Origin of the sequence: Pseudomonas sp. IT-P253 (genome assembly GCF_949768125.1) — a bacterium.
Lineage (GTDB): Bacteria > Pseudomonadota > Gammaproteobacteria > Pseudomonadales > Pseudomonadaceae > Aquipseudomonas.
In genome coordinates this window covers 70,735-90,913 of record NZ_CATKPT010000016.1, presented here as the reverse complement: position 1 = coordinate 90,913, position 20,179 = coordinate 70,735, and the positions used below count along the sequence as shown (strand labels likewise).

Here is a 20,179-nt window from a genome sequence, read left to right as displayed (position 1 = left end):
CGCTGTCGAAAACCGCGTAACTCATTGTTCACCAAGGAGTTTTCCGTTTCGACTGCGCCGGAAGTGGGGCGAATTATAGACGTCTGGAATCTGCCGTCAAGCCCTGATTATGCTTTTCTATCAGGATGCCAAAATCACTGCTTATATATAGGTGCGACCCAAGCGGCTATCTATCACGAATGGACACGGGTGCTGACACATGGCCCACCGCAGGCGCCACGCCCGGAATATCTCCAAGCGCTTCTGTAAAAACCACCTTGTCTATAACAGCGCCCTTTCCTGTTGCTACTCGGGAGGTATACGCCTGCCGTCGTTCGATCCAACGCCTCAGAGCCTGACGCCGAAATGACGTGGGTGCCCATCGCGTAGCTCGCGCGCCCTCTTCCCTTTTACCGCTGCTGAGTGCCGGAGCGCAATTGGCTTAGATCAGAGCACCTGTGGGCACTCCCAGTCGATTAGTACCGATATGTAGCCTGCACTGAAAATCCATTCGCAGTATTTTCGTATTTCGCACTGTATTCAGGTTGAAGACCGGAGTTGTTCGACTGTTGTACAGAGGCTTTGGAATCCCAGAGATAACCGTAAGCAAAGTCTATCGTCAGATCGGGATTCGGCAAATAAGCACCGCCCAAAGTCACGGCCTGGCGGTTACCAATAGGAATGCGCACACTGCGATCGGCATTTCCAACTGGCGACGGATCATAAGCGTAGCCTGCGCGCATCAGCCATTGCGGGGTCAATTGATAGGAGGCGCCAACCGCGGTGGACCATGTGTCGTGCCAGTTCAATGGTTCGCCCACACGTTCCAGGCCGGCCATCTGACCAACGGGGGAAACATCGCTGTTGATTGCCTCGAATTTCTGGAGCCGACTCCAACGTTTCCAGGTAGTCCCCAGGTATCCGGTCCAGCGACTATTGAAATGATGGGTGATGGACGTATCCACCGATTCAGGCATCGTAAGATCTATCTTGGCGGGATAATTTCCGTCCAGTGGGAGAACATCCGGGGAGCCGGAAACCTCAGTATGCCCTTTGAGGTGATAGTCCACTTTCGAGTGATAGTTAATCCCCCAACTGGTTGCCTCAGTGAAGTCAACCAGGAGGCCAACGTTGTAGCCAATCGCCGTGTCATCGCCTTTGATGGTGACCAGTGTGTCCTGACCGTTGTTCAGGGCACCGGTGGCCAGGTAATTCTGAAGCTTGGCATCGAAACGGTTTATAGTCGGCCCGCCACCAATGGATACGTAATCATTGATCCGATAGGCAATGGTGGGCTGCAGGGTTACTTCCTTGGTCGTACTATAGGAACCATGGTAGCGGCCTTGAAAAGAGCTCTCATAGTCATTGATCAGACCACTGGGAACATAGAGGCCCAGACCAATCGAAAAGCGATCATCGAGTGGCGTCGACATATAAGCGAAGGGCACGACTCCCAAAGGTACAGAGTCCCCCTTATTCGTTCCTGCGGCACTGCCCTGCGCATCACTGATGTTGTCGCTCACCGAGACGACCGCTACCCCGCCGGAAATCTCACTGCGCTGCAACTTGGTCAAGCCTGCAGGATTTCCATAAATGGTGCTGGCGTCCAGCGCGGAAGACGACCTTCCCGCATAAGCAGTTCCCGCACTGCTTGCACTTTGTTCGTTCAGGGCAATGCCATTGGCACCCGCGGTTGTTGAAGCGCCGAGTATGGCTACGGCACCGGTTAACTTGATCCAGAAAGCAATCGCTTGCTGAATAGAGAAACACGGGATCTCACGGTTATTCACTTTCATTGTCCACCCCTTATTTTTTTTGTTGGTTACACGCAGGCAAGGCTTGGCCTTCCCGTGCACATGTCAGTGCCGGTTGGAGTTGATCGAAGTTGTGAAAAGGGCCCTGGCTGATTAGCACCAGGGCATGTTTGTTTAACTTACAAAGGTGAACTCGCACTCATGTAAGCCATTCCACTTGAAAGCTATAGCGCCCTAGAAGAAGGGCCAGGGCCTCCTGATTGCCTCCCGCCCGGATGCATGCGACTAGCCCGCGCCGTCCATCCTGTACCACCTCTACGTCAACTTCCTGTAGACACATACGTTCCACTTCCTGCTGGACGACTCTATTAATCTCCCGCTGTTGCAAAGTGGGCTTGAATATCTTGCCCACGGCAGTCAGTGGCAATGCTTCGAGGATTTCAATGCGCTTGGGAACTGCTGCCCGCTCGCTGATGTTGAGATGAGCGAATGCCATAAGTTCTTCGACGTTGCAGGCTTGCCCGGGGCGCAGTTGAACATAGGCGACGGGCACCTCGCCCGAGTAGGCATCGGGGCTGCCGATTGCAGCGGCCAAGGCAACGGCGGGATGCGCCTGCAGAGCCTCCTCGATTTGCTTGGGATCAATGTTATGGCCGCCACGGATAATCAACTCCTTCTTGCGGCCGGTCAGCCAGAAGTAACCCTGCGCATCCTGGCGACCTAAATCGCCCGTATTCAACCAGCGCTGACCGTCGATATCGATCCAGAGGCCCTGGTTATGACGCTCCTCCAGATAGCCCTCGAAGAGGTTCGGACCACTGATTGTGATGAGGCCGATCTCATCTGCGTTGGCGTCGCGCAGGTACTCTCCAGAATCATTGAGCAAGACCGCACGCATAGGCTGATAGGCGATCCGTATCCCAATGGAGCCAATGCGACGTTCGCCATGGGGCGGATTGATTGAGGAGACACAGGCGCCCTCAGTAAGACCGTAGCCTTCAAGAATCTTTACCCCGGTCCGGCGCTCGAACTCTCGGAAAAGCTCAGCCGGCATGGGTGCAGCGCCACACATTGCAAAGCGCAGACTGGACAGGTCGCGGCCCTGCCATTCATTTTGCAGAAGTGCTGCATAGACAGTTGGCACGCCGGAAAAGAGGTTGATACCGAAGTGTTCGACCATCTCCCAGAATCGTGGGATCACCCCCTCGCCACGATACCCATGAGGCGTCCCGAGGATCACATGGTCGCCTTGAGTCCAAGGCATCAGTCCAGTCACCAGTTGTCCATTGACATGAAATAGCGGCAACCCACAAAAGATAACCTGGCCACCACTGCGTGGCTGCAAGTGAGCCGCCACAGCCCATGCATTGAATACTTCCGAGCCATGAGTACGCGCGGCAATTTTGGGGAGCCCGGTGGTGCCGCCAGTACAGATGTAGGAGGAGCACTCATCCTGATGGATTTGCCGACCGCTCTTCAGGTGTGTGTGCGGCTGAGCATTCATCAACGATTGCCAATCGTGGATCGCGATACCGCTGTGTAAGTCTCGCTCCTTCAGGGCCGCGGCTTTCAGGAGCTCACGCACCGGTTCGGCGACATAAGGCTCCATGCTGACCCAAACGACAGACTTGACTGTGGGTAACTGATCCAGCTGCGAAGCCAGTTTCGGCCACAGGTCGCTGCCCGCAGTCGGTGCAAGCGTCACCACCACGGATGCCTTCGCGGCATTCAGCAAGCCCGCCATCTGCTTGGCCTCAAGCATAGGATTGATCGCCATGGCGATGCCCGCCGCCTCCCCGCCCCATAGAGTGAAATGGGTTTGCGGCAGGTTGGGCAGGATGAAGGCAATCACCTCACCCGGTTTTATGCCCAGGTCATGGAAGGCATTTGCCGCGCGAGTGATATCCGCAAAGAGCTCGGAATAGCTCCAGTCGTGGGTGCTCTTGAAGTCTGTGGCGTCGGCGAAGAAACTCAATGCGGGCGCATCGGGAGTGCGCCCGGCGGTACGTCGCAGCGCTTCATAAGTGCTGGAAGCCAGGCCACGCTCCGACAAGGGGACTCGTTCGAGACTTTCGATGTCGTTCAGGGTCGGCACAACCATCAGGCTTCCCCTACGACTCGGTTGCGTTGCACACCGAGGTCGATCACACCATCGGCGCTGCGAATCCGCGCCTCGACCACGTCACCGGGCTTGAGATACTGCGGCCGGCTCTCCTGTGCCTTGAGGAAAAGTTTCCACTTGGTGGCTTCTGGCATCAGGGCCGCAATGCGCTGTTTCGCAGGCGAAGGGATCGTTAGCGCACAGCCCGCAGGAGTACCGGTAGCAATCAGGTCTCCAGCGGCGAGATCTTGCACAGAGGAGAGCTCGGTAAGGGTTTCAGCCGGGCCGTAAACCAGGTTGGCCGTGCTGTCGCTCTGTCGCACCTGGTCATTGACTGTCAGGCGCAGCTGCAGTGCTTTGAGGTAATGCATGTCCTTGGCATCCAGAAGACAGAGGTAGGGACCGACCGGGCCAAAAGTGCGGAAGCTCTTGCCTTTGTAGAACTGCATCTGGGGAATCTGAATGTCACGAGCCGAGTAGTCATTGACAATAACGACGCCTGCAATGAACTCATGCAGATTGGCGTCGGTGACAGCAACAGCGCCGGTGATCGCGCGTTTCATCACCAGCCCCAGTTCAATTTCGTAGTCGAGGAAGCGCACGGTGCGCGGCTTGATCAGGTCGCTGTCAGCCGCTACCAGGCAACTTGTCGCCTTGGTGAAGATCATGTTGAATTTCTTCGCGTCCGGGTCCATGCCTGACTCGATCATGTGCTGTCGGTAATTGGCGCCCTGGCAGACGAACTGCTGATTACGGGTCACCGGTGACAGCAGTTTCACTTCGCCCTCCGCAAGCTCCGTACCTTTCATTTGAGCGAGGTCGTCGATACTGTTCTGGCGAATGAAGTCACCGGTGGTTTCAAAAACACCGGGGACAATCGTGATACGGCCCTGGCGTAGCACGCCCCAGTGGATACCGTTCTCAAACTCAAAGCGGACTACGTGTACAGCAGACATTGAAGGTACTCCTGGAGCGGCGTTTGTCCCGCGCTCGGTGGCGCGAGAACTGTGGTGTTGTTCTGAGGGGGGCTGGCAACGCTGTAGACCAACGAGCCGCCGGCGATCAAGGCGCCGGCTTTAAGCACGTCCCGCGGGCCATACAGGGTTGGATTGCCCGACTTGGCGGCAGTCCTATCCGAACATCCGCATGAGTGTTATCAACTTGCGAATGGTCAAGTCCGGGCTGCGTCGCAGGTTGCGAATCAGCGCACGCAGACTGGTTAAATTGATCTTGGGTTTTGTAAAACTCTTGGGCATGCGCTGCCCCCACTGGGCCATTGCCTCGGGGCTTACCGGATGAATGCCCGTAGGCCGAGTGGCCGTGAAAATATCCCCGTCGCAGTAATGCTCGTGCTTATCGCCCCATGGGTCTTGCCAGTAATCGAAGATTTGACTGCCCAGAATGTGTCGGCCGATTCCCCACGAGTGCTCCCAACCGCGCTCGCGCAGGACGCGCTGTCCCATTCCCACCGCGTCTGCATCGACGACCTCAAAGGCGCTATGGCTATAGGTCGCCATGAACCCTTGTGCAATCGCGAGCGTATGGTGAGCCGCGGGAATGTCTCCGAGATCCAGGCGCATGAACGCGACGATAGGTGTACCGTCGGGAAGCACCTGCACATCGCTGGGAATAAACCCGAAATGCTGCGTATACCAGGCACAGGTCGCCTGATAGTCGGCCACTTCGATCACGATGTGGCCAAGCCTGAGTACTTCAGGGGGAGCAATCGGCGGGCGCTGCGTGGCGTTGATTCGCGATTGCTCGTGCGCCAGATTCCAGTGCAGAGGCGCTCTATGCGCCAGCGTCTTGCCTGGAGTCTGGTCGCAAACGGCCTCCACCATAAAGCCGGAAGGATCGGTCAGCCTGACGTAATACCCTTCGCCAGGATGTTCCGGCTTCTCTACTGATGAAGCACCTGGGATTCGAGCGAGTTTTTCCAGATCCTTCAGAGACTGCACTGCAAGTCCAAACCCGATAAAACGTGCATGTTCTGCACGATGGACACGGTAACAATATGAAGTGGCGTCGGTGGCTCGTAGATAGAGCGTATCGGCGTTCTGCCGACTTACCGTCAGGCCGAAGTCGCTCAGAAAACGCGCCGCCTCATTCAAATCCGGCCTTTGAAAGATCAGGTGAGTGAGACTCTGGGCCTTCACCGTCGGCTGCGGATGCCGGGCGGGTTGTTGTGTCGCCAGCCGGTGCAATTCGTTTTTGTTGTTCATTGTTCTTGTTTTCCGGGTTTTTAGGGCAAAACTGCCCCCAACCCCTGGAAAAACCAGGGGTGTTGTCCAATTGAGTCAGTTAGGCGCTCAGTCGAGAGATGGAAGTGCCGGCAACTCTTTAGTCGCCAGCGCACGAGCCTCCTCTTGCGCCACACCCAATGCTCGCAGTAGCAGTTCGGCGGTGTCAGAGCCCGATTCGCGCCATGTTCTGTGACCTTCCAGTACCAGAAAAATCGAGCCCAGGACGCTGCTCGATATCAGCGTCAGTACTGAGAGCAATTGCTCCTGCGCAAACGTGTAGCGCCCAGTGGAAAGCCCGCTCAGAAGATCCGTAGTCGCTTGACTGCTAAACATTTCGCGCAACGAGGAATTGCTCATGGCGAATTTATGGATGAATGCGCCCCACTGGGAGTCCTCGTGCGCTCGACGAATGAAGAATCGAATGCCATTGGCAAGGCGCTGAGCCGGATCGGAGAGGGAGTTGAAGCTCTTGTTGACGCGCTCATGCATCTCTCTCGCGAGATGGCTGGCGACCGCCTCGAACAGGCTTTCCATGCTGTCGATGTTGCTATAGACCGTTCCACGCGCCACGCCTGCCTCTTGCGCGAGGTCAAGAATGTTCACGTGTGAGGTGCCTTTTTCAGCAAACAGTCGAAAGGCGGCTTGATGAATGCGGCGCTGTGTTGGATTTAGGGATTCCACGGTTCTCTCTCCAGGATTACCTTATGACCTGATTGAACACGCGTGTTCATCATACGTCAACAAAGTTTTTTCAATCGGGTACCTTAATCTCAATTAAAACCGTTATACGACCCAAGATACTGGATGGTTAGATTGATATGACAAAATCGACGAAGGGCCCTCCACATTGACACAAATGAACACGCGTGTTCAGCTACGCATCGTATTTGTGGCTCGCCTTCTCGGCAGGTCCTCAAGCCGGCCCATTGATGCAAACCAGTACCTCAACAACCTGAGCAAGCACTGTGCAAACGGTGTTCGAACGGTATGCCCCTAAGCGATGGCTGGCCGAATTTTCATTAGCTGAAGGACAGAACATGACCGGCTCAAAGCTCTTTAAACCGCTTCGATTACCTAACGGCACGGTGATTCCAAATCGAATAGCCAAGGCTGCCATGGAGGAGAACCTTGCAAATGAGGAACATGCTCCAGGGGAAGCGCTGGTTAAGCTCTATCGGTGTTGGGCTCAGGGTGGTGCCGGCCTGATCATCACCGGCAACGTCATGGTTGACCGCCACGCCTTGACCGGACCCGCTGGCGTAGTGCTTGAGGACGATCTCAACCTGGGCAAATTCAGTCTATGGGCCGATGCTTGCCGCAGCCGTGGAGCCCAGGCCTGGATGCAAATCAATCATCCCGGACGGCAGCTATTGGCTTCGATGGGGCAATCGGCACGGGGCCCGTCCGCGGTTGCCGTGGATATTCCCGGACTATCAAAGGCTTTTGTACCGCCAAGGGCCTTGAATGAGCAGGAGATCGAAGAGCTGATCGAGCGCTATACCCGTGCAGCAGTTTTGGCCGAGCGTGCCGGATTCACCGGCGTGCAAATTCATGCAGCGCATGGCTACCTGTTCAGCCAATTCCTTTCGCCCTTGACCAACCGGCGTAGCGACCGCTGGGGTGGCAGCCTGGGAAATCGTGCGCAAATTCTCCTGCAAACCATCGACGCCATACGTCAGCGAGTCGCGCCAAGCTTTTGCGTCGCCGTGAAGCTCAATTCTGCGGACTTTCAGCGAGGCGGTTTCAATACCGAGGAGGCGGTTCGCGTGGTGGAAATGCTCAACGCCAAGGCGGTCGACCTGGTCGAATTGTCAGGTGGTAGCTACGAAAGCCCGGCGATGCAGGGGCAGACCCGTGATGGCAGCCGCTTGGCTCGAGAAGCCTATTTTCTCGAGTTCGCGGAGAGAATAGGAAAAATAGCGCGCATGCCACTGATGGTCACCGGCGGGGTGCGTAGAAAGGAGGTTGCAGAGCGAGTGGTGAGTGGCTCGGTATCGATGGTGGGACTTGCCACTGCGTTGGCAATCGAGCCGGCCCTGCCAAGCCAGTGGATGGCAGGTCAGGACACTGAAATCGAGCCCATCGTCGTCCGCTGGAAGAACAAGGCTCTGGCATCGCTTGCAGTGGCCTCGGTGGTCAAGAAGCAGCTCGGCTTGCTGAGCCAAGGGAAACGGACCAAACCCAGGACGTCGCCACTCTTGGCATTGATCGGCAATCAACTCAAGTCTCGTCGTCAGACGAAAAGCTATCGGCGATGGATTGGCCAAGCCTAGCAGTTCGGGGTGACCTCAGAATAAGGCGGGTAGTGGCTTGCCGGCGATTCTCTTGGCTCTGGCAGGTGTTACGCCCAGAGCCTTGAGAATCATTTCGGCGACCCGCACATCGTGCTCCGCCACTGCACGCCCCTCGACAACTGAGCGCATTGCGCCGGTTGTGCACGATACGACCATGTCCAGGGCGATCCCTTCGTCCTCGTAAGCGAAAGTCCCCTCGCGCAAACCTTCATGCAGGTCGCCCAGTACATGGGCAGCCAATCGCGAGCGCATAGCCTGATCGAGATGGATGATGCGCAGCAGCGCGTTTGCCCATTGGTGGTCGTCTGCTGCCCGGCATACAAACATGCGCACGCCGATCGAAAGCCGTTGTGCGCCGCAGTTAACGTCCGCGCTCAAAGCTGAAATGGCATCGGAGAACTCGGCGGCCATGGCGATGCCAACGGCCTCGAGTACTTCGTCGCGAGTACGAAAGTAGTTGTAAATGGTGCCGTTGGAGACCGCCGCCTCGGCGGCCACTTCGAGCAGCGCGATTTCCCCCACTTCCTTACGTGCGACAAGACGCAATGCCGCGTCCACCAGGCCACGACGTGTGCGCTCACGCTTTTTGTGGCCTCTCGTAAGAGATTCTGACGCAGTAGCTTCTGAAGAAGGAGTGGTGGAATGCATTTTCAGGCTCGAAGTCGAGGGTGCTCGTTGATGGTAACGGAAACACCATCGGAAATGGCATCGGCGCTCGCCAACAGGCTCATGCAGTCTCGAACGAGGCGGTCTGCTTCTGCGCCAGGAGCGTGGTGCATGATGATCCGGTCGGGGCGAACCGCGACAAGTGTGCCTTTGGCAGCCAGCGGCAGGATGTCATGGTTCAGGTCTTCGATGAAGTCGCAACTGCTGCCTGAGCGCAGGCCGCATGCTCTGATCTGTAGGAAGTGGCCTCCCATTTTTTCCCAGGAAACGATCTGAGCAGGTGACAGCACTGACAGCGGGTCGACACCGAATCCAACCAGGGTCAAGTTGTGCCCAAGCGCATCGTCGCTCAGCTTGATCTGCTTTTGCATGTTACGGACCCATGCTTGGGGAAACAGACTGCCACGCACCAGCTTGTCGCCACTACGATGCCGCACGAACAGGCCGTTTTTGAAGGTGTTCTTCGGCTTGATGTCCAACTGCTCAAAGTACCTTCTGGTAGCGGGAGTCAACGCCAGCATGCGCATCAGGCCATGGATGAAGAAAGCTGCGATCTTGTTTTTGGGCATCACCAGGCGGCCCATGAGTTTCGCTAGATTGATCATCGCCTGGGCATGGGGGCGGCGCTCTAAGTCATAGGTATCGAGTACTGAAGGCGCGACATAGCCGCGAAGTACCCACGCCAGTTTCCAGGCCAGGTTGGCGCCATCTCGAAGTCCCGCTACGAGACCTTGCCCGACAAAGGGCGGGGTAATGTGGGCGGCATCCCCGGCGAGGAAGATGCGTCCCTTGCTGAATTTGTTGCAGCAGCGCGCGTGGAACCGATACACCGCCTTGCGCTCGATTTGCAACTCCTGCGGGTTGATCCATGGCGCAATTAGCCGGGCTATGCTTTCCGGGGATTCCAGCTCTTCCCGGGATTCACCTGGTTGCAGCATGAACTCCCAACGCTCCCTTCCGCCGGGTGCGGGCATGTGCGGCGTTGGGCGCCGCGGATTACAGAGAAACTCAATGTGATCAATCGCTGACTTATGCCGGTTCATGACATCGACAATCAGCCAATCTTCCGCATAGGTCTGTCCTTCAAACTCCTGGCCAATCAGTGTTCTGACCCTGGAGCTTGCGCCATCCGCACCGACCACGTACTGGGCGCGAACAGAATGCGATTGCCCATTCTGATCCCGTACGGAGGCGACGACGCAATCCGACTCCTCGACCAGACTCTCAAGCTCGAAACCGCCAAGACTGGTCACTGACTTCAGCCGGGAGACCTGGCTGCGCATCGCGTGTTCGAGGTCGGGTTGATAGAACGTCACAAGTTTCGGATGGCCGTCGACGCATCCTTCAGTATTGGCTCGAGCAAATTGTCCGAGTACCGGGGAGTGCATCCTCACTTCAGGGATAACGATCTTCTCGAACGCGTCTTCCGACAATCCCGCGAGTTGCAGGATACGAAGCGCCTCGTTGTCCAGGGCAATGGCACGGGGCATCAGCATCACCTCTTGGTTTTTATCCAGTACCAGAGTCTTTACCCCATAGCGGCCGAGCAGCGCCGCGATTGTCGCGCCTACCGGACCGTTACCGATGACCAGTACATCGACGGCGGCAGGAGGCAATTCGGAAACATTATTGTTGTTGTTCATCTCGAGCCCTTATTGTGATTGAAATCGTGAGACGCGCAGGTCTCATCGCAAGGCAATGTGAATGTATTCAATATTGAGATCTTTTTCAATATTGATGCTGTTGTCATTAATTTTTGAGATCATTACCTTACTGGGATGAGGCCGAGTGGGCTGTGTCGAGGGATGTCAGCGGGTAGTGGTCTGCGTCAGTTTCCGACCAGCGAGGCTTGGCTTCTGAGCCGATCAGCGTTGTTATTGAAGTGATGGCCCGGTACTAGAGAGTGGCGAACCAGTGCCATGCCTCACAGCGCACAAGAATGTTTTAGTCTTTAGGAATCAAACGTGGCGCGTCCGCAGCCCCATCCGAACCCAGTCCAGCTCCGCTTCGTCGAGTTCGATCTTGACGAGGCCAACGCCTGCTTGTTACGCAACGGAGAAGCCGTGGCGTTGGCGCCAACACCCTTCACACTGCTGTGCGTACTTGCACGCCAGCCGGGGTCGCTAGTGAGCAAGGATGCCTTGCTTGATGCAGTGTGGGGGCATCGGTTCGTCAGCGACTCTGTGCTGAAGACGGCCATCAGCGATCTACGCAAGGTGCTGGGCGACGACCCCAAGCAGCCCCGCTTTATCGAGACGGTGTCCCGGCGCGGCTATCGCTTCATCGCCGCACCGTCCCCTGGACCTTCGATGCTGCCTGCATCCGCGACGGTGCCGGTGGCCGGCGCGCATCTGTCGCCGCCATTCATCGGTCGCGCCGACGAGGTCTCAAGGCTGCAACGGGCGTGGGAACACGCTTACGGCGGCCAACGTGCAGTGGTCTGGCTCGCCGGAGAACCGGGAATTGGCAAGACCACATTGATCGAGCATTTCGTCGCCAGCCTTGGCGACATCGCCTGCGCACGCGGCCATTGCGTGGAACACTACGGCACAGGCGAGCCTTATCTACCGGTGCTGGAGGCATTGGCCGATCTGTGTCGCAGCGACCCTACCCTGCCAGCGCTGCTGCGCGCCGTGGCGCCGACCTGGCTGCTGCAACTGCCGTGGCTGAGCACTACCGAAGAGCGAGACACATTGCGTCGCGAGCTTTCCGGCATCGGTCCAGACCGCATGCTGAGGGAAATGGGCGAACTGTTGGACCGCTACACAGACCAGCGCCCGCTGTTGCTGGTGACCGAAGACCTGCACTGGAGCGATCGGGCGACTGTCCAGCTCATCAACTATATCGCGCGGCGACGTGGCCGCACGCGGCTTATGTGGCTGTCGAGCTTCCGCCTCGCTGAGGTGGTAGCGCTCGATCATCCGCTCAGCTCGTTGCGCCACGAACTGCGCCTGCAACGTCTGTGCGAGGAAGTGGTGCTCGATCCGTTCTCGGAAACCGAGGTCGCTGACTATGTTGCGCTACGTTCGGCCTCGCTGGCGCGCGATGAAACCTTCGTGCGTGCCCTGCACGAGCGTACTGACGGTGTGCCGTTGTTCGTATCGTCAGTCATCAGTGAAGTGATGGACACAACGGACGACGACGCCACCATCGAGGCTCGGCTTGCCGGTGTGGCGGTCCCCGAGAACCTCGCGGCCATCATTGATCACTACATTGCCAAGCTTGGTCAGGAGCAGCGTGCACTGCTCTCGGCCGCCGCGGTGTGCGGAGTCGAATTCCGGGTTGAGACGGTTTCGCTGGCCCTCGAGCGAGACCTCGCTTCTGTGGCCGACACCTGCGAGGAGCTGGTGCGCGAGCAGCTGTGGCTCACGCGGTCGCGGGCCACCGAAGTTGAAGAGACGGTGGAGCTACCCTACTCGTTCCGGCATGCGCTCTTTCGCCAAGTGCTGTACGACCGCACGCCGCGCTCATTGCGCACCCACCTCCATCGCAAGGTTGGCGCTGCCCTCGAACGCGAGCGCACGGTCGGCGTGCCGGTTGCTGCTTCGGAGCTGGCAATGCACTTCGACCGGGCTCGGCAGCCGATGATCGCGCTGCGCTACTACGCCGAGGCGGCTGAAGCGGCGCTGCTGAACTTCAGCCCGATCTTGTGCATCGGCCTCACTGAGCGCGCGTTGGTCCTGCTGACGCAAGCACCTGAAGGGAGGGAGCGCGATGCGCTCGAAATTACCTTGGCCACGCTGCAAGGGGTGTCGGCTTTCCACACGATAGGTGTGGGCAGCGAAGCCAGGAATGCGTTCGAACGCGCATACACGCTGCTTGCGGATATACCCGAGCATCCAATGCGCGGCCGACTGCTGCATGGATTCGGCTATCTGCTCGGTCTGCGCGGCGACTATGCGCTGGCGCTGGAGGTGGCGGAGCGTGCCGAAACCCTCTCGCGCGAGACGAACGATCCAGCGCTCATGCTCGCGGCGTGCATCGTGCAGGGCGAGGTGCATCACCTCCAGGGTCGCACACAGACGACCCGCGGTTGGCTAGAGCGCGCCCTCGCGATCGCCGAGCCGCTGGACATCGGGGCGAACGAGATCTTTGCGGCCGATCCTCAGGTCATGCTGCACGGTATGCTGGCCATAGAACTCGTGCGCTCTGGCCTGGTAGAGCAAGGCCGAGCCCACATGCAGCAGGCGCGCATCCGCGCGCAGGCGCTTCGTCAACCGATGACCTGGCTGGTCGCCACCTGGCAGGAGGTGTTGATTGAGGTTCGAATGGGGAACCCTGTGCGTGTGGCAGCGCTGGCTGACGACATGCAGAAACTGGTCGATGAGTATTCGCTCGCACTGGGGCGTACGGCTTGCCGCTGGTGGCGCGGCTGGGCCGACGCGCGCAACGGCGCGCCACGCGACGGCTACCGTTGCATCCGCGAGGCTTACGAAGAACACACTGGGCTTGGCATGCGCTCCGGTGCCAGCGAGGTGCTCGGCTATGCCGCCGAGGCGCTGCTGCTGGCAGGTGATTGCAACGCAGCACAAGTCGAGCTGGAGGAAGCACTGCAGGTAGGGGATGAACTGGGCGAACGCGTGTACCTGCCGCAGCTATTGCTGTTGGAGGCAGCGATCGCGCGAGCGCAGGGGCGGCCCGACGCCAGCAGCGTTGCGGTGCGGCGCGCGGTTGAGGAGGCTCGCGCCCAGGAAGCACCGTGGCTGGAGCTGCTCGCGCTGGTCGAGCTATGCGAGCACAACGCCGCAGCCGAGGACCACCAGGCATTGGCGACGCTGGTTGACCAGTTACCCGAAACTGATGGAACCGAACTGGTGAAACGTGCGCGCTCGCTGCTTCAGGCTGCACAGCCGACTTGAAGAGCTAAGGGCGCAAACTTGTGGGAGCGAGCCGGCTCCCACAGGGCTGCGGTGACGTTGTCCCGACCGAAGTCTGACCTTTCGCTTACGACTCCTCCCAGGGGGCGGCCTACGCTGTCGTCGAACTTTCTTGATCCCCTGGTCTGCGATGAGCCTGAACCCTGAATCCAAGTACCCAAGCCGCCGCTCGTACGTAGTGAAGCTACGTGGCGATGCCGCGCCGGGGGCCCTCGTGGGCCGCCTCGAAAACCTGGTCACCGGACGTCAGAGCGAGTTCTCGTCCGCCGAAGAGCTGCTGGAGTCGATTGCCTCGGACCTCTTGTCGGCGGCTGGCGAACACACGACAGATGCCGACGACGAGTGACGTCTCCAACATAAATGAGCGCTCGATATGGCGACCGAACGGCGACGCTTCGTTGACGACTTCGCACGCACCGGGCCCTACGCTGATGCCATCTCGAATCCACACGAGTCCAATGCGATGCCGCGACTTCCAGTTTCCTTTCCACTGCCCTTCCACACCGGCCGGACGACCTTGCAACGGGCCGGGCGCCCGGCCGGGCTCACCGTAGTTGCAGCCGCCCTTGCCACTTCGATCGCCTTCGCCCTGGGCGGTTGCTCCACGCCGGTCGTCAAGCCGTCGGTCGAGCTGCCGAGCAACTTCGCCGCGAGCACTGCGTCCGAGATGGAACCCGAGGCCGCGTGGTGGGAGGTCTACCACGACCCCGTGCTGACGGATCTGGTGCGCCGAGCAGCGCGCGAAAACCGCGATGTCAAAATTGCCGCCGAGCGCCTGCATGCCGCGCGTGCCGGCGAAACGATCAGCCATTCCTGGCTGCTCCCGAGCGTCGGCGCATCCGCCTCCGGCAGCGATCGCAGCAGCGGCTACAGCTCGGCCACAAAACAGGGTTATCCAGATACGAAGACTGCCAGCCTGGGCCTGGACGTCTCATGGGAGCTCGATCTGAGCGGCCGCCTGCGCGCCGGAGCAGCGGCGGCCGACGCCGATGCGCTGGCTGCGCAGGACAGCATGCGCGGTGTGCGCCTGCTGGTGATGAGCGACGTCGTCAGCAACTACTTCACACTGGTCGGTGCGCAGCGTCAGGTCGCGACGCTGCGCGCGATCTCCGCAATGCAGGACGAGACGCTGCGTCTGGTCACCGCGCGCCAGTTGGTGGGGCTGGCATCCGCCTTCGACGTCGAGCGGGCGCAGACCGACGCCTTGTCGGCGCGGGCGCAGATTCCGCCGCTGGAAACACTGGCGGCTGTGTCGCGCCACCGTATCGCGGTGCTGATCGCCGACCAGTCCTTCAATACCGCGAACATCCAGCCCTCGAATGGAGATATGGCGGTACCCGAGGCCAAGCCGGGCCAGCCCGCCGCGTTGCTGCAACGCCGACCTGACGTGCTGGCGCTGATGGCGCAGGTCGACGCGGCCAATGCGCGCCGCCAGGAGGCTGCGGCCGAATGGTTCCCGCGGCTGTTCCTTGGCGCGTCCTTCGGTCGCCAGGATCTGAACCTGAACGGCGCCGATCTCGGCGTTGCTCGCTTCACCAACGTGGCGGGCCTGCTGGCGATGCCGATCTTCAACGCCGGGCGCACACAAGCGATCAACGAAGCGGCCGAAAGTGCTCAACAAGAGGCGCTGCTGCGCGCCGAAGACGGCATCGCACGGGCGCTCGATGATGTGGAGAACGCCCTCGTGACGCTGGCGCAAGAACGTCGCCGCGCAGGCTCGCTGCAATTGGCCGCCGCGTCCGCCGAATCAGCGCAGAACCATGCCCAGTCGCTCTACAACCGCGGGCAGATCGACCTGTTGCCGCTGCTGGATTCGCAACGAGCGCGCCTGGCGGCACGCCTGAACTCCAATGAAAGCAACACCCGCCTGCTGCTCGATAGTGTGCAGCTCTACAAAGCACTGGGCGGGGGCTGGCAGGTATTCGAACACCCTGCCATCCCTACCGTCGCCGCCGAAGCCGGCCGGCCACCACAGTCCTAAGAACTCGTTTTTCAAAGAGGAACCGCCTTGAAGAATTCCCTTACTGCGGCCGGCGCCTTGGCCGTAGCCGTCATGCTTTGCGCGTGTAGCCCGAACCAGCCCCCTGTGCAGACACCACGACCGGTACGCACCGTCGCAATTAACTACGACAATGTCCGCGAAGTCAGTCGCTACATGGGCACCGTACAGTCGCGGCATGAGGTCGACCAGGCCTTCCGCGTAGGCGGCAAGATAGCCCTGCGCAAGGTCGACGTAGGCCAATTTGTGCGCGAAGGCGACATACTGGCTGTGCTGGATGACAGCGACTACCGCCTCGCAGAGGAAGCATCGAAACAGCAGTGGGCGGTTGCCATCGAGCAGACGCACCAGGCCGATTCAGACCGCCAGCGCCTGACCGCGCTGAAGGCTGACGGCTCGGTCAGTGCGGCCGACGATGAGCGTGCACATACCAATGCCCAGACCGCTCATGCAACCGCCGAGGCTGAGGCGCGAAAGCTTGAGCTCGCGCGCAACCGACTCAAATACACCGTGCTGCGTGCCTCTCGTAGCGGTGTCGTCACGGCGGTGCGCTTTGAGGCGGGACAGGTCGTAGCGGAGGGCCAACCAGTTGTCTCGGTTGCGAATCCGGATGAGTCCGAGATCGTCGTCGATGTGCCCGAGGATCAGCTGTCCGTGTTCAAGGAGGCGCGCTTCAAGGCATCGCTGGCCAGTGCGCCGAACGAGACCTTCGATGTCACGCTGCGTGAACTGTCGCCGCAGGCTGCGACGCAGACGCGCACCTATCGCGCGCGGCTCAAGCCGCTGCAGGCGCTGCCGTTGGGCGCCACAGCCACGGTAAAGGCCGAGCGCATGATGACGAGTGTCTCGGTGGCGGCGGTACCCGCCACGGCACTGACGCAAAACGGCGGCCAGCCGGCGCTTTGGGTGGTCACGCCCGAGGGTAAGGATCCGGTAGGCACTGTCGAACTGGTGTCGGTGGCGGTGTGGGGTTACCGCAACGACGAGGTGCTCGTCTCCGGGCCGCAGGCCGGCGCATTGGTCGTTACCGCCGGGGTGCAGAAGATCGCGTCCGGACTGAAGGTCGCGCTTCCCGGCGCGGCGATCGTTGACGCGAACACCACACAGCAGGCCACCCGATGAACAACTTCAACCTCACCGACTGGGCGCTGCGCCATCGCGCCATCGTCCTGTTCATGCTCATCCTCGTCGCGGTGGCCGGCGTCTTCAGCTTCACCAGGCTGGGTCAGCTCGAGGATCCGAACTTTTCCGTGCCCTCCATGACCACCATGGTCATCTGGCCGGGCGCCACCGCCCAGCAGATGCAGGACCAGGTCCTGAATCGCATGGAGAAGAAATTCGAGCAGATCGACAACTTCGAGAAGGTGGTCACCTACGCGCGGCAAGGCTACGCGGGTATGACCCTCACCGTGCGCGGCGGCACCTCCAAGGCTGATCAGCGTGAGGCCTGGTATCAGGCGCGCAAGAAACTCAACGACCTGAGCCGCGAGCTGCCTGACGGTGTGATCGGCCCGATCGTAAACGACGAATACGGCGACGTGTATGGCCTGATGTACGCGGTCAAGGGCGACGGCATCGGTCACGCCGAGCTGTCGGACGCGGCCGAGGAGATCAAGCGCAGCATGCTAAAGGTACCGATGGTCAAGAAAATCGACGTCATCGGCAAGCAGGCCAAGCATATCTACGTCGAGTTCTCGCATGAACGCCTGGCAGCGCTGGGCATTACACCGCTGGCCATTGCCGAAAGCCTCAAGAGCCAGAACGCCATGTTGCCCGCAGGCCAGATCGACACCAACGGCGACCGCGTCATGGTGCGCGTGAGCGGCCAATTCGCCAGCGAAGAGGCTATCCGCAACGTGCCCATCGCCGCTGGCGGCCGGCAGATCAAGCTCGGTGACATCGCAACCGTCTCGCGTGGCTTTGAGGACCCGCCAACCTACACGGTCCGCCACAACGGCCAGCCAGTGCTGATGCTCGGCATCACGATGACCAACGATGGCAATATCGTAGACCTCGGCAAGGCGATGGAGACGGCGGTCGACAAGATCCAGTCTGAGCTGCCGCATGGCGTGGAACTGGAGCGCGTGGCTGACCAGCCCTCTACTGTGAAGGACGCGATCTGGGACTTCGAGCGCTCACTGATGGAGGCGCTGATCATCGTGATCGCGGTGAGCCTGGCCAGTCTGGGCTGGCGCACAGGTATTGTGGTCGCGACCTCGGTGCCGCTGGTGTTGGGTGGCGTGGCATTGGTGATGCTGGCGATGGGCTGGAACCTCGAGCGTATCTCGCTCGGCTCACTGATCATTGCGCTCGGCCTGCTGGTCGATGACGCGATCATCGCTATCGAAATGATGGTGGTGAAGATGGAGGCCGGCATGGACCGCGTGAAGGCGGCCGCCTTCTCCTATCAGTCCACCGCAATGCCGCGCCTGACCGGCGCACTTATCACCGTCGTGGGCTTCTTGCCCATCGGCCTCTCGAAGTCCACCACCGGCGAGTACGCGGGTGGCATTTTCTGGATCGTCGGTGCAGCGGTGCTGTTCTCATGGATCTGCTCGGGTATCTTCACACCCTACCTGGCGGTCAAGATGCTGCCCAAGGACTTCGGCAAGCACCAGCATGCCAATGACCCGTATGACACCAAGTTCTACCGCAGTCTGCGGGACCTGATCGACACGGCCATCGAACGCCGCTGGTTAGTCATCGGAGCAACGTTTGGCGCCTTGGCACTTGCGCTGGCCGGCATGAAGTTTGTGCCGCAGCAATTCTTCCCCAACAGTTCGCGCCCTGAGTTGGTCATAGACCTGCGCTTGAAAGAGGGTTCGTCCATCGCGGCGACCACCGAGCAGGTGAAGCGGATGGAGGCGTTACTGTCGAAGGATGAGGAGGTCAAGTACTTCACCGCCTACACCGGTGCCGGCGCACCGCGCTTCTATCTCTCGCTCAACCCCGAACTGCCGAATCCGGGATTTGCCCAGCTCGTTGTGATGACCAAGGACCTGGATGCACGCGAGCGGGTACGTGCGCGGCTGGTGGCCTCGGCCGACCAGCAATTCCCGCAGGCGTGGGTGCGCGTAACCCGGCTCGAGTTGGGACCGCCCGTCGGTTACCCGGTGCAGTTCCGTGTCGTCGGCCCCGATACCCAGATGGTGCGCCGGATCGCCCGCGAGGTGCAGAACGTGGTTGCGTCCAACCCGAAGGTGCGTGACCTCCAGCTTGACTGGAACGACCCGGTGCGCACGCTGAAGGTCGAGCTTGATCAGGACAAGGCGAGCGCGCTGGGCCTCACGCCGGCCGACGTGTCGCTGGCGACCCAGACCGTGATGAACGGCGCTACCTTGTCGCAGTTGCGTGAGCACGAAGACCTGATCGACATCGTGGCCCGTGCCATACCAGAGGAACGCTTGAACCTCGGCACACTGAAAGACATCAACCTCTACACGCGCCAGGGCACCGTGGTGCCGCTGTCACAAGTCGCACAGGTGCGCTCTGAACTGGAAGAGCCGGTGCTGTGGCGCCGCAATCGCGACATGGCAATCACGGTGCGTGCCGACGTAAAGGATGGCGAGCAAGGTGTATCGGTGACGCAGGAGATCCAGCCGTTGCTTAAGGACATCGAAGCCAAGCTGCCGGCGGGCTACCGCATCGATGTGGGCGGCGCGGTGGAGGAAAGTGACAAGGCCAACAAGGCGCTGCTTGCAGTGGCCCCGCTGATGCTGGTCACCATCCTGCTGCTACTGATGCTGCAACTGCAGAACTTTTCTCGCATGTGGATGGTGGTGCTGACCGCTCCGCTAGGCCTGATCGGCGTGGTGCCGGCGCTGCTGGTGTTTCAGTCGCCGCTGGGCTTCGTCGCTATCCTGGGCATCATCGCACTGGGGGGCATGATCATGCGCAACTCGGTAATCCTGATCGACCAGATACAAACCGAGATCGCCGAAGGGCGCGCCCCGTGGAATGCTGTGCTGGACGCCGCCATTCACCGCGCGCGTCCGGTGATGCTGACGGCGCTGGCCACCGTTCTCGCAATGATACCGCTAACACGCAGTGTGTTCTGGGGACCGATGGCAATTGCGATCATGGGCGGCCTGACCGTGGCGACGCTGCTGACGATTTTCTTCGTCCCGGCGTTGTACGCCGCATGGTTCAAAGTTCGCCGCCAGACGGTCGATGACACCCAACTGGTGAGGGGTGACGTCGCGCTCGCTTCTGAGTGATGAGTGCCGTGGCGCTCAAGGCTGCGATTGACGCGAAGGAACCTTCTAT

At 59.9% G+C, this 20,179-nt stretch carries 13 protein-coding genes; 6 read left to right on the top strand and 7 right to left on the bottom strand.

Features of this window, described 5'->3' with window-relative positions; all coding sequences use genetic code 11:
* Positions 1 to 455: 455 nt before the first annotated feature.
* From ACM6IR_RS10895 to ACM6IR_RS10875, 5 genes are all read right to left on the bottom strand, one after another.
* Positions 456 to 1,775, bottom strand: a complete 1,320-nt coding sequence (locus ACM6IR_RS10895) for an outer membrane protein transport protein (RefSeq protein WP_414907710.1) — start codon at positions 1,773 to 1,775, stop codon at positions 456 to 458.
* Positions 1,776 to 1,932: 157 nt separating this feature from the next.
* Positions 1,933 to 3,834, bottom strand: coding sequence for an acyl-CoA synthetase (locus ACM6IR_RS10890; RefSeq protein ID WP_414907709.1), 1,902 nt, complete (start codon positions 3,832 to 3,834; stop codon positions 1,933 to 1,935).
* Positions 3,834 to 4,790, bottom strand: a complete 957-nt coding sequence (locus ACM6IR_RS10885) for a fumarylacetoacetate hydrolase family protein (protein ID WP_414907708.1) — start codon at positions 4,788 to 4,790, stop codon at positions 3,834 to 3,836. Before ACM6IR_RS10885 ends, ACM6IR_RS10890 begins: the two co-directional genes overlap by 1 nt.
* Before the next feature lie 174 nt (positions 4,791 to 4,964).
* Positions 4,965 to 6,056 (bottom strand): VOC family protein, encoded by a 1,092-nt coding sequence (locus ACM6IR_RS10880; protein ID WP_414907707.1) that lies wholly within the window; start codon positions 6,054 to 6,056, stop codon positions 4,965 to 4,967.
* An 87-nt stretch (positions 6,057 to 6,143) separates the two neighbouring features.
* Positions 6,144 to 6,758, bottom strand: coding sequence for a TetR/AcrR family transcriptional regulator (locus ACM6IR_RS10875; RefSeq protein WP_414907706.1), 615 nt, complete (start codon positions 6,756 to 6,758; stop codon positions 6,144 to 6,146).
* Positions 6,759 to 7,114: 356 nt separating this feature from the next.
* On the opposite strand from ACM6IR_RS10875, the gene ACM6IR_RS10870 reads away from it, so the two are divergent.
* Entirely contained in the window at positions 7,115 to 8,350 is a 1,236-nt protein-coding gene (locus ACM6IR_RS10870; RefSeq protein WP_414907705.1) for an NADH:flavin oxidoreductase/NADH oxidase family protein, read from the top strand.
* 15 nt (positions 8,351 to 8,365) lie between these two features.
* Here ACM6IR_RS10870 and ACM6IR_RS10865 read toward each other — a convergent pair whose 3' ends face one another.
* Together ACM6IR_RS10865 and ACM6IR_RS10860 are read right to left on the bottom strand one after the other, a co-directional pair.
* Positions 8,366 to 9,019 (bottom strand): TetR/AcrR family transcriptional regulator, encoded by a 654-nt coding sequence (locus tag ACM6IR_RS10865; protein ID WP_414907704.1) that lies wholly within the window; start codon positions 9,017 to 9,019, stop codon positions 8,366 to 8,368.
* Between the two features lie 2 nt (positions 9,020 to 9,021).
* Positions 9,022 to 10,680 carry a bifunctional 3-(3-hydroxy-phenyl)propionate/3-hydroxycinnamic acid hydroxylase gene (locus tag ACM6IR_RS10860; protein ID WP_414907703.1) on the bottom strand — a complete coding sequence of 553 codons (1,659 nt, stop codon included), beginning with the start codon at positions 10,678 to 10,680 and terminating at the stop codon, positions 9,022 to 9,024.
* A gap of 321 nt (positions 10,681 to 11,001) precedes the next feature.
* On the opposite strand from ACM6IR_RS10860, the gene ACM6IR_RS10855 reads away from it, so the two are divergent.
* The 5 genes from ACM6IR_RS10855 to ACM6IR_RS10835 all read left to right on the top strand — a co-directional run bounded on the left by ACM6IR_RS10855 (position 11,002) and on the right by ACM6IR_RS10835 (position 20,130).
* Positions 11,002 to 13,896 carry an AAA family ATPase gene (locus ACM6IR_RS10855; protein WP_414907702.1) on the top strand — a complete coding sequence of 965 codons (2,895 nt, stop codon included), beginning with the start codon at positions 11,002 to 11,004 and terminating at the stop codon, positions 13,894 to 13,896.
* 148 nt (positions 13,897 to 14,044) lie between these two features.
* Positions 14,045 to 14,260: a hypothetical protein gene (locus tag ACM6IR_RS10850; RefSeq protein ID WP_414907713.1), complete on the top strand. Its 216-nt coding sequence runs from the start codon at positions 14,045 to 14,047 to the stop codon at positions 14,258 to 14,260.
* Positions 14,261 to 14,377: 117 nt separating this feature from the next.
* Entirely contained in the window at positions 14,378 to 15,895 is a 1,518-nt protein-coding gene (locus ACM6IR_RS10845; RefSeq protein ID WP_414907712.1) for an efflux transporter outer membrane subunit, read from the top strand.
* Between the two features lie 27 nt (positions 15,896 to 15,922).
* Positions 15,923 to 17,035, top strand: coding sequence for an efflux RND transporter periplasmic adaptor subunit (locus ACM6IR_RS10840; RefSeq protein ID WP_414907701.1), 1,113 nt, complete (start codon positions 15,923 to 15,925; stop codon positions 17,033 to 17,035).
* Entirely contained in the window at positions 17,032 to 20,130 is a 3,099-nt protein-coding gene (locus ACM6IR_RS10835; protein WP_414907700.1) for an efflux RND transporter permease subunit, read from the top strand. The genes ACM6IR_RS10840 and ACM6IR_RS10835 overlap by 4 nt, the downstream gene beginning before the upstream one ends.
* Positions 20,131 to 20,179 lie beyond the last annotated feature (49 nt).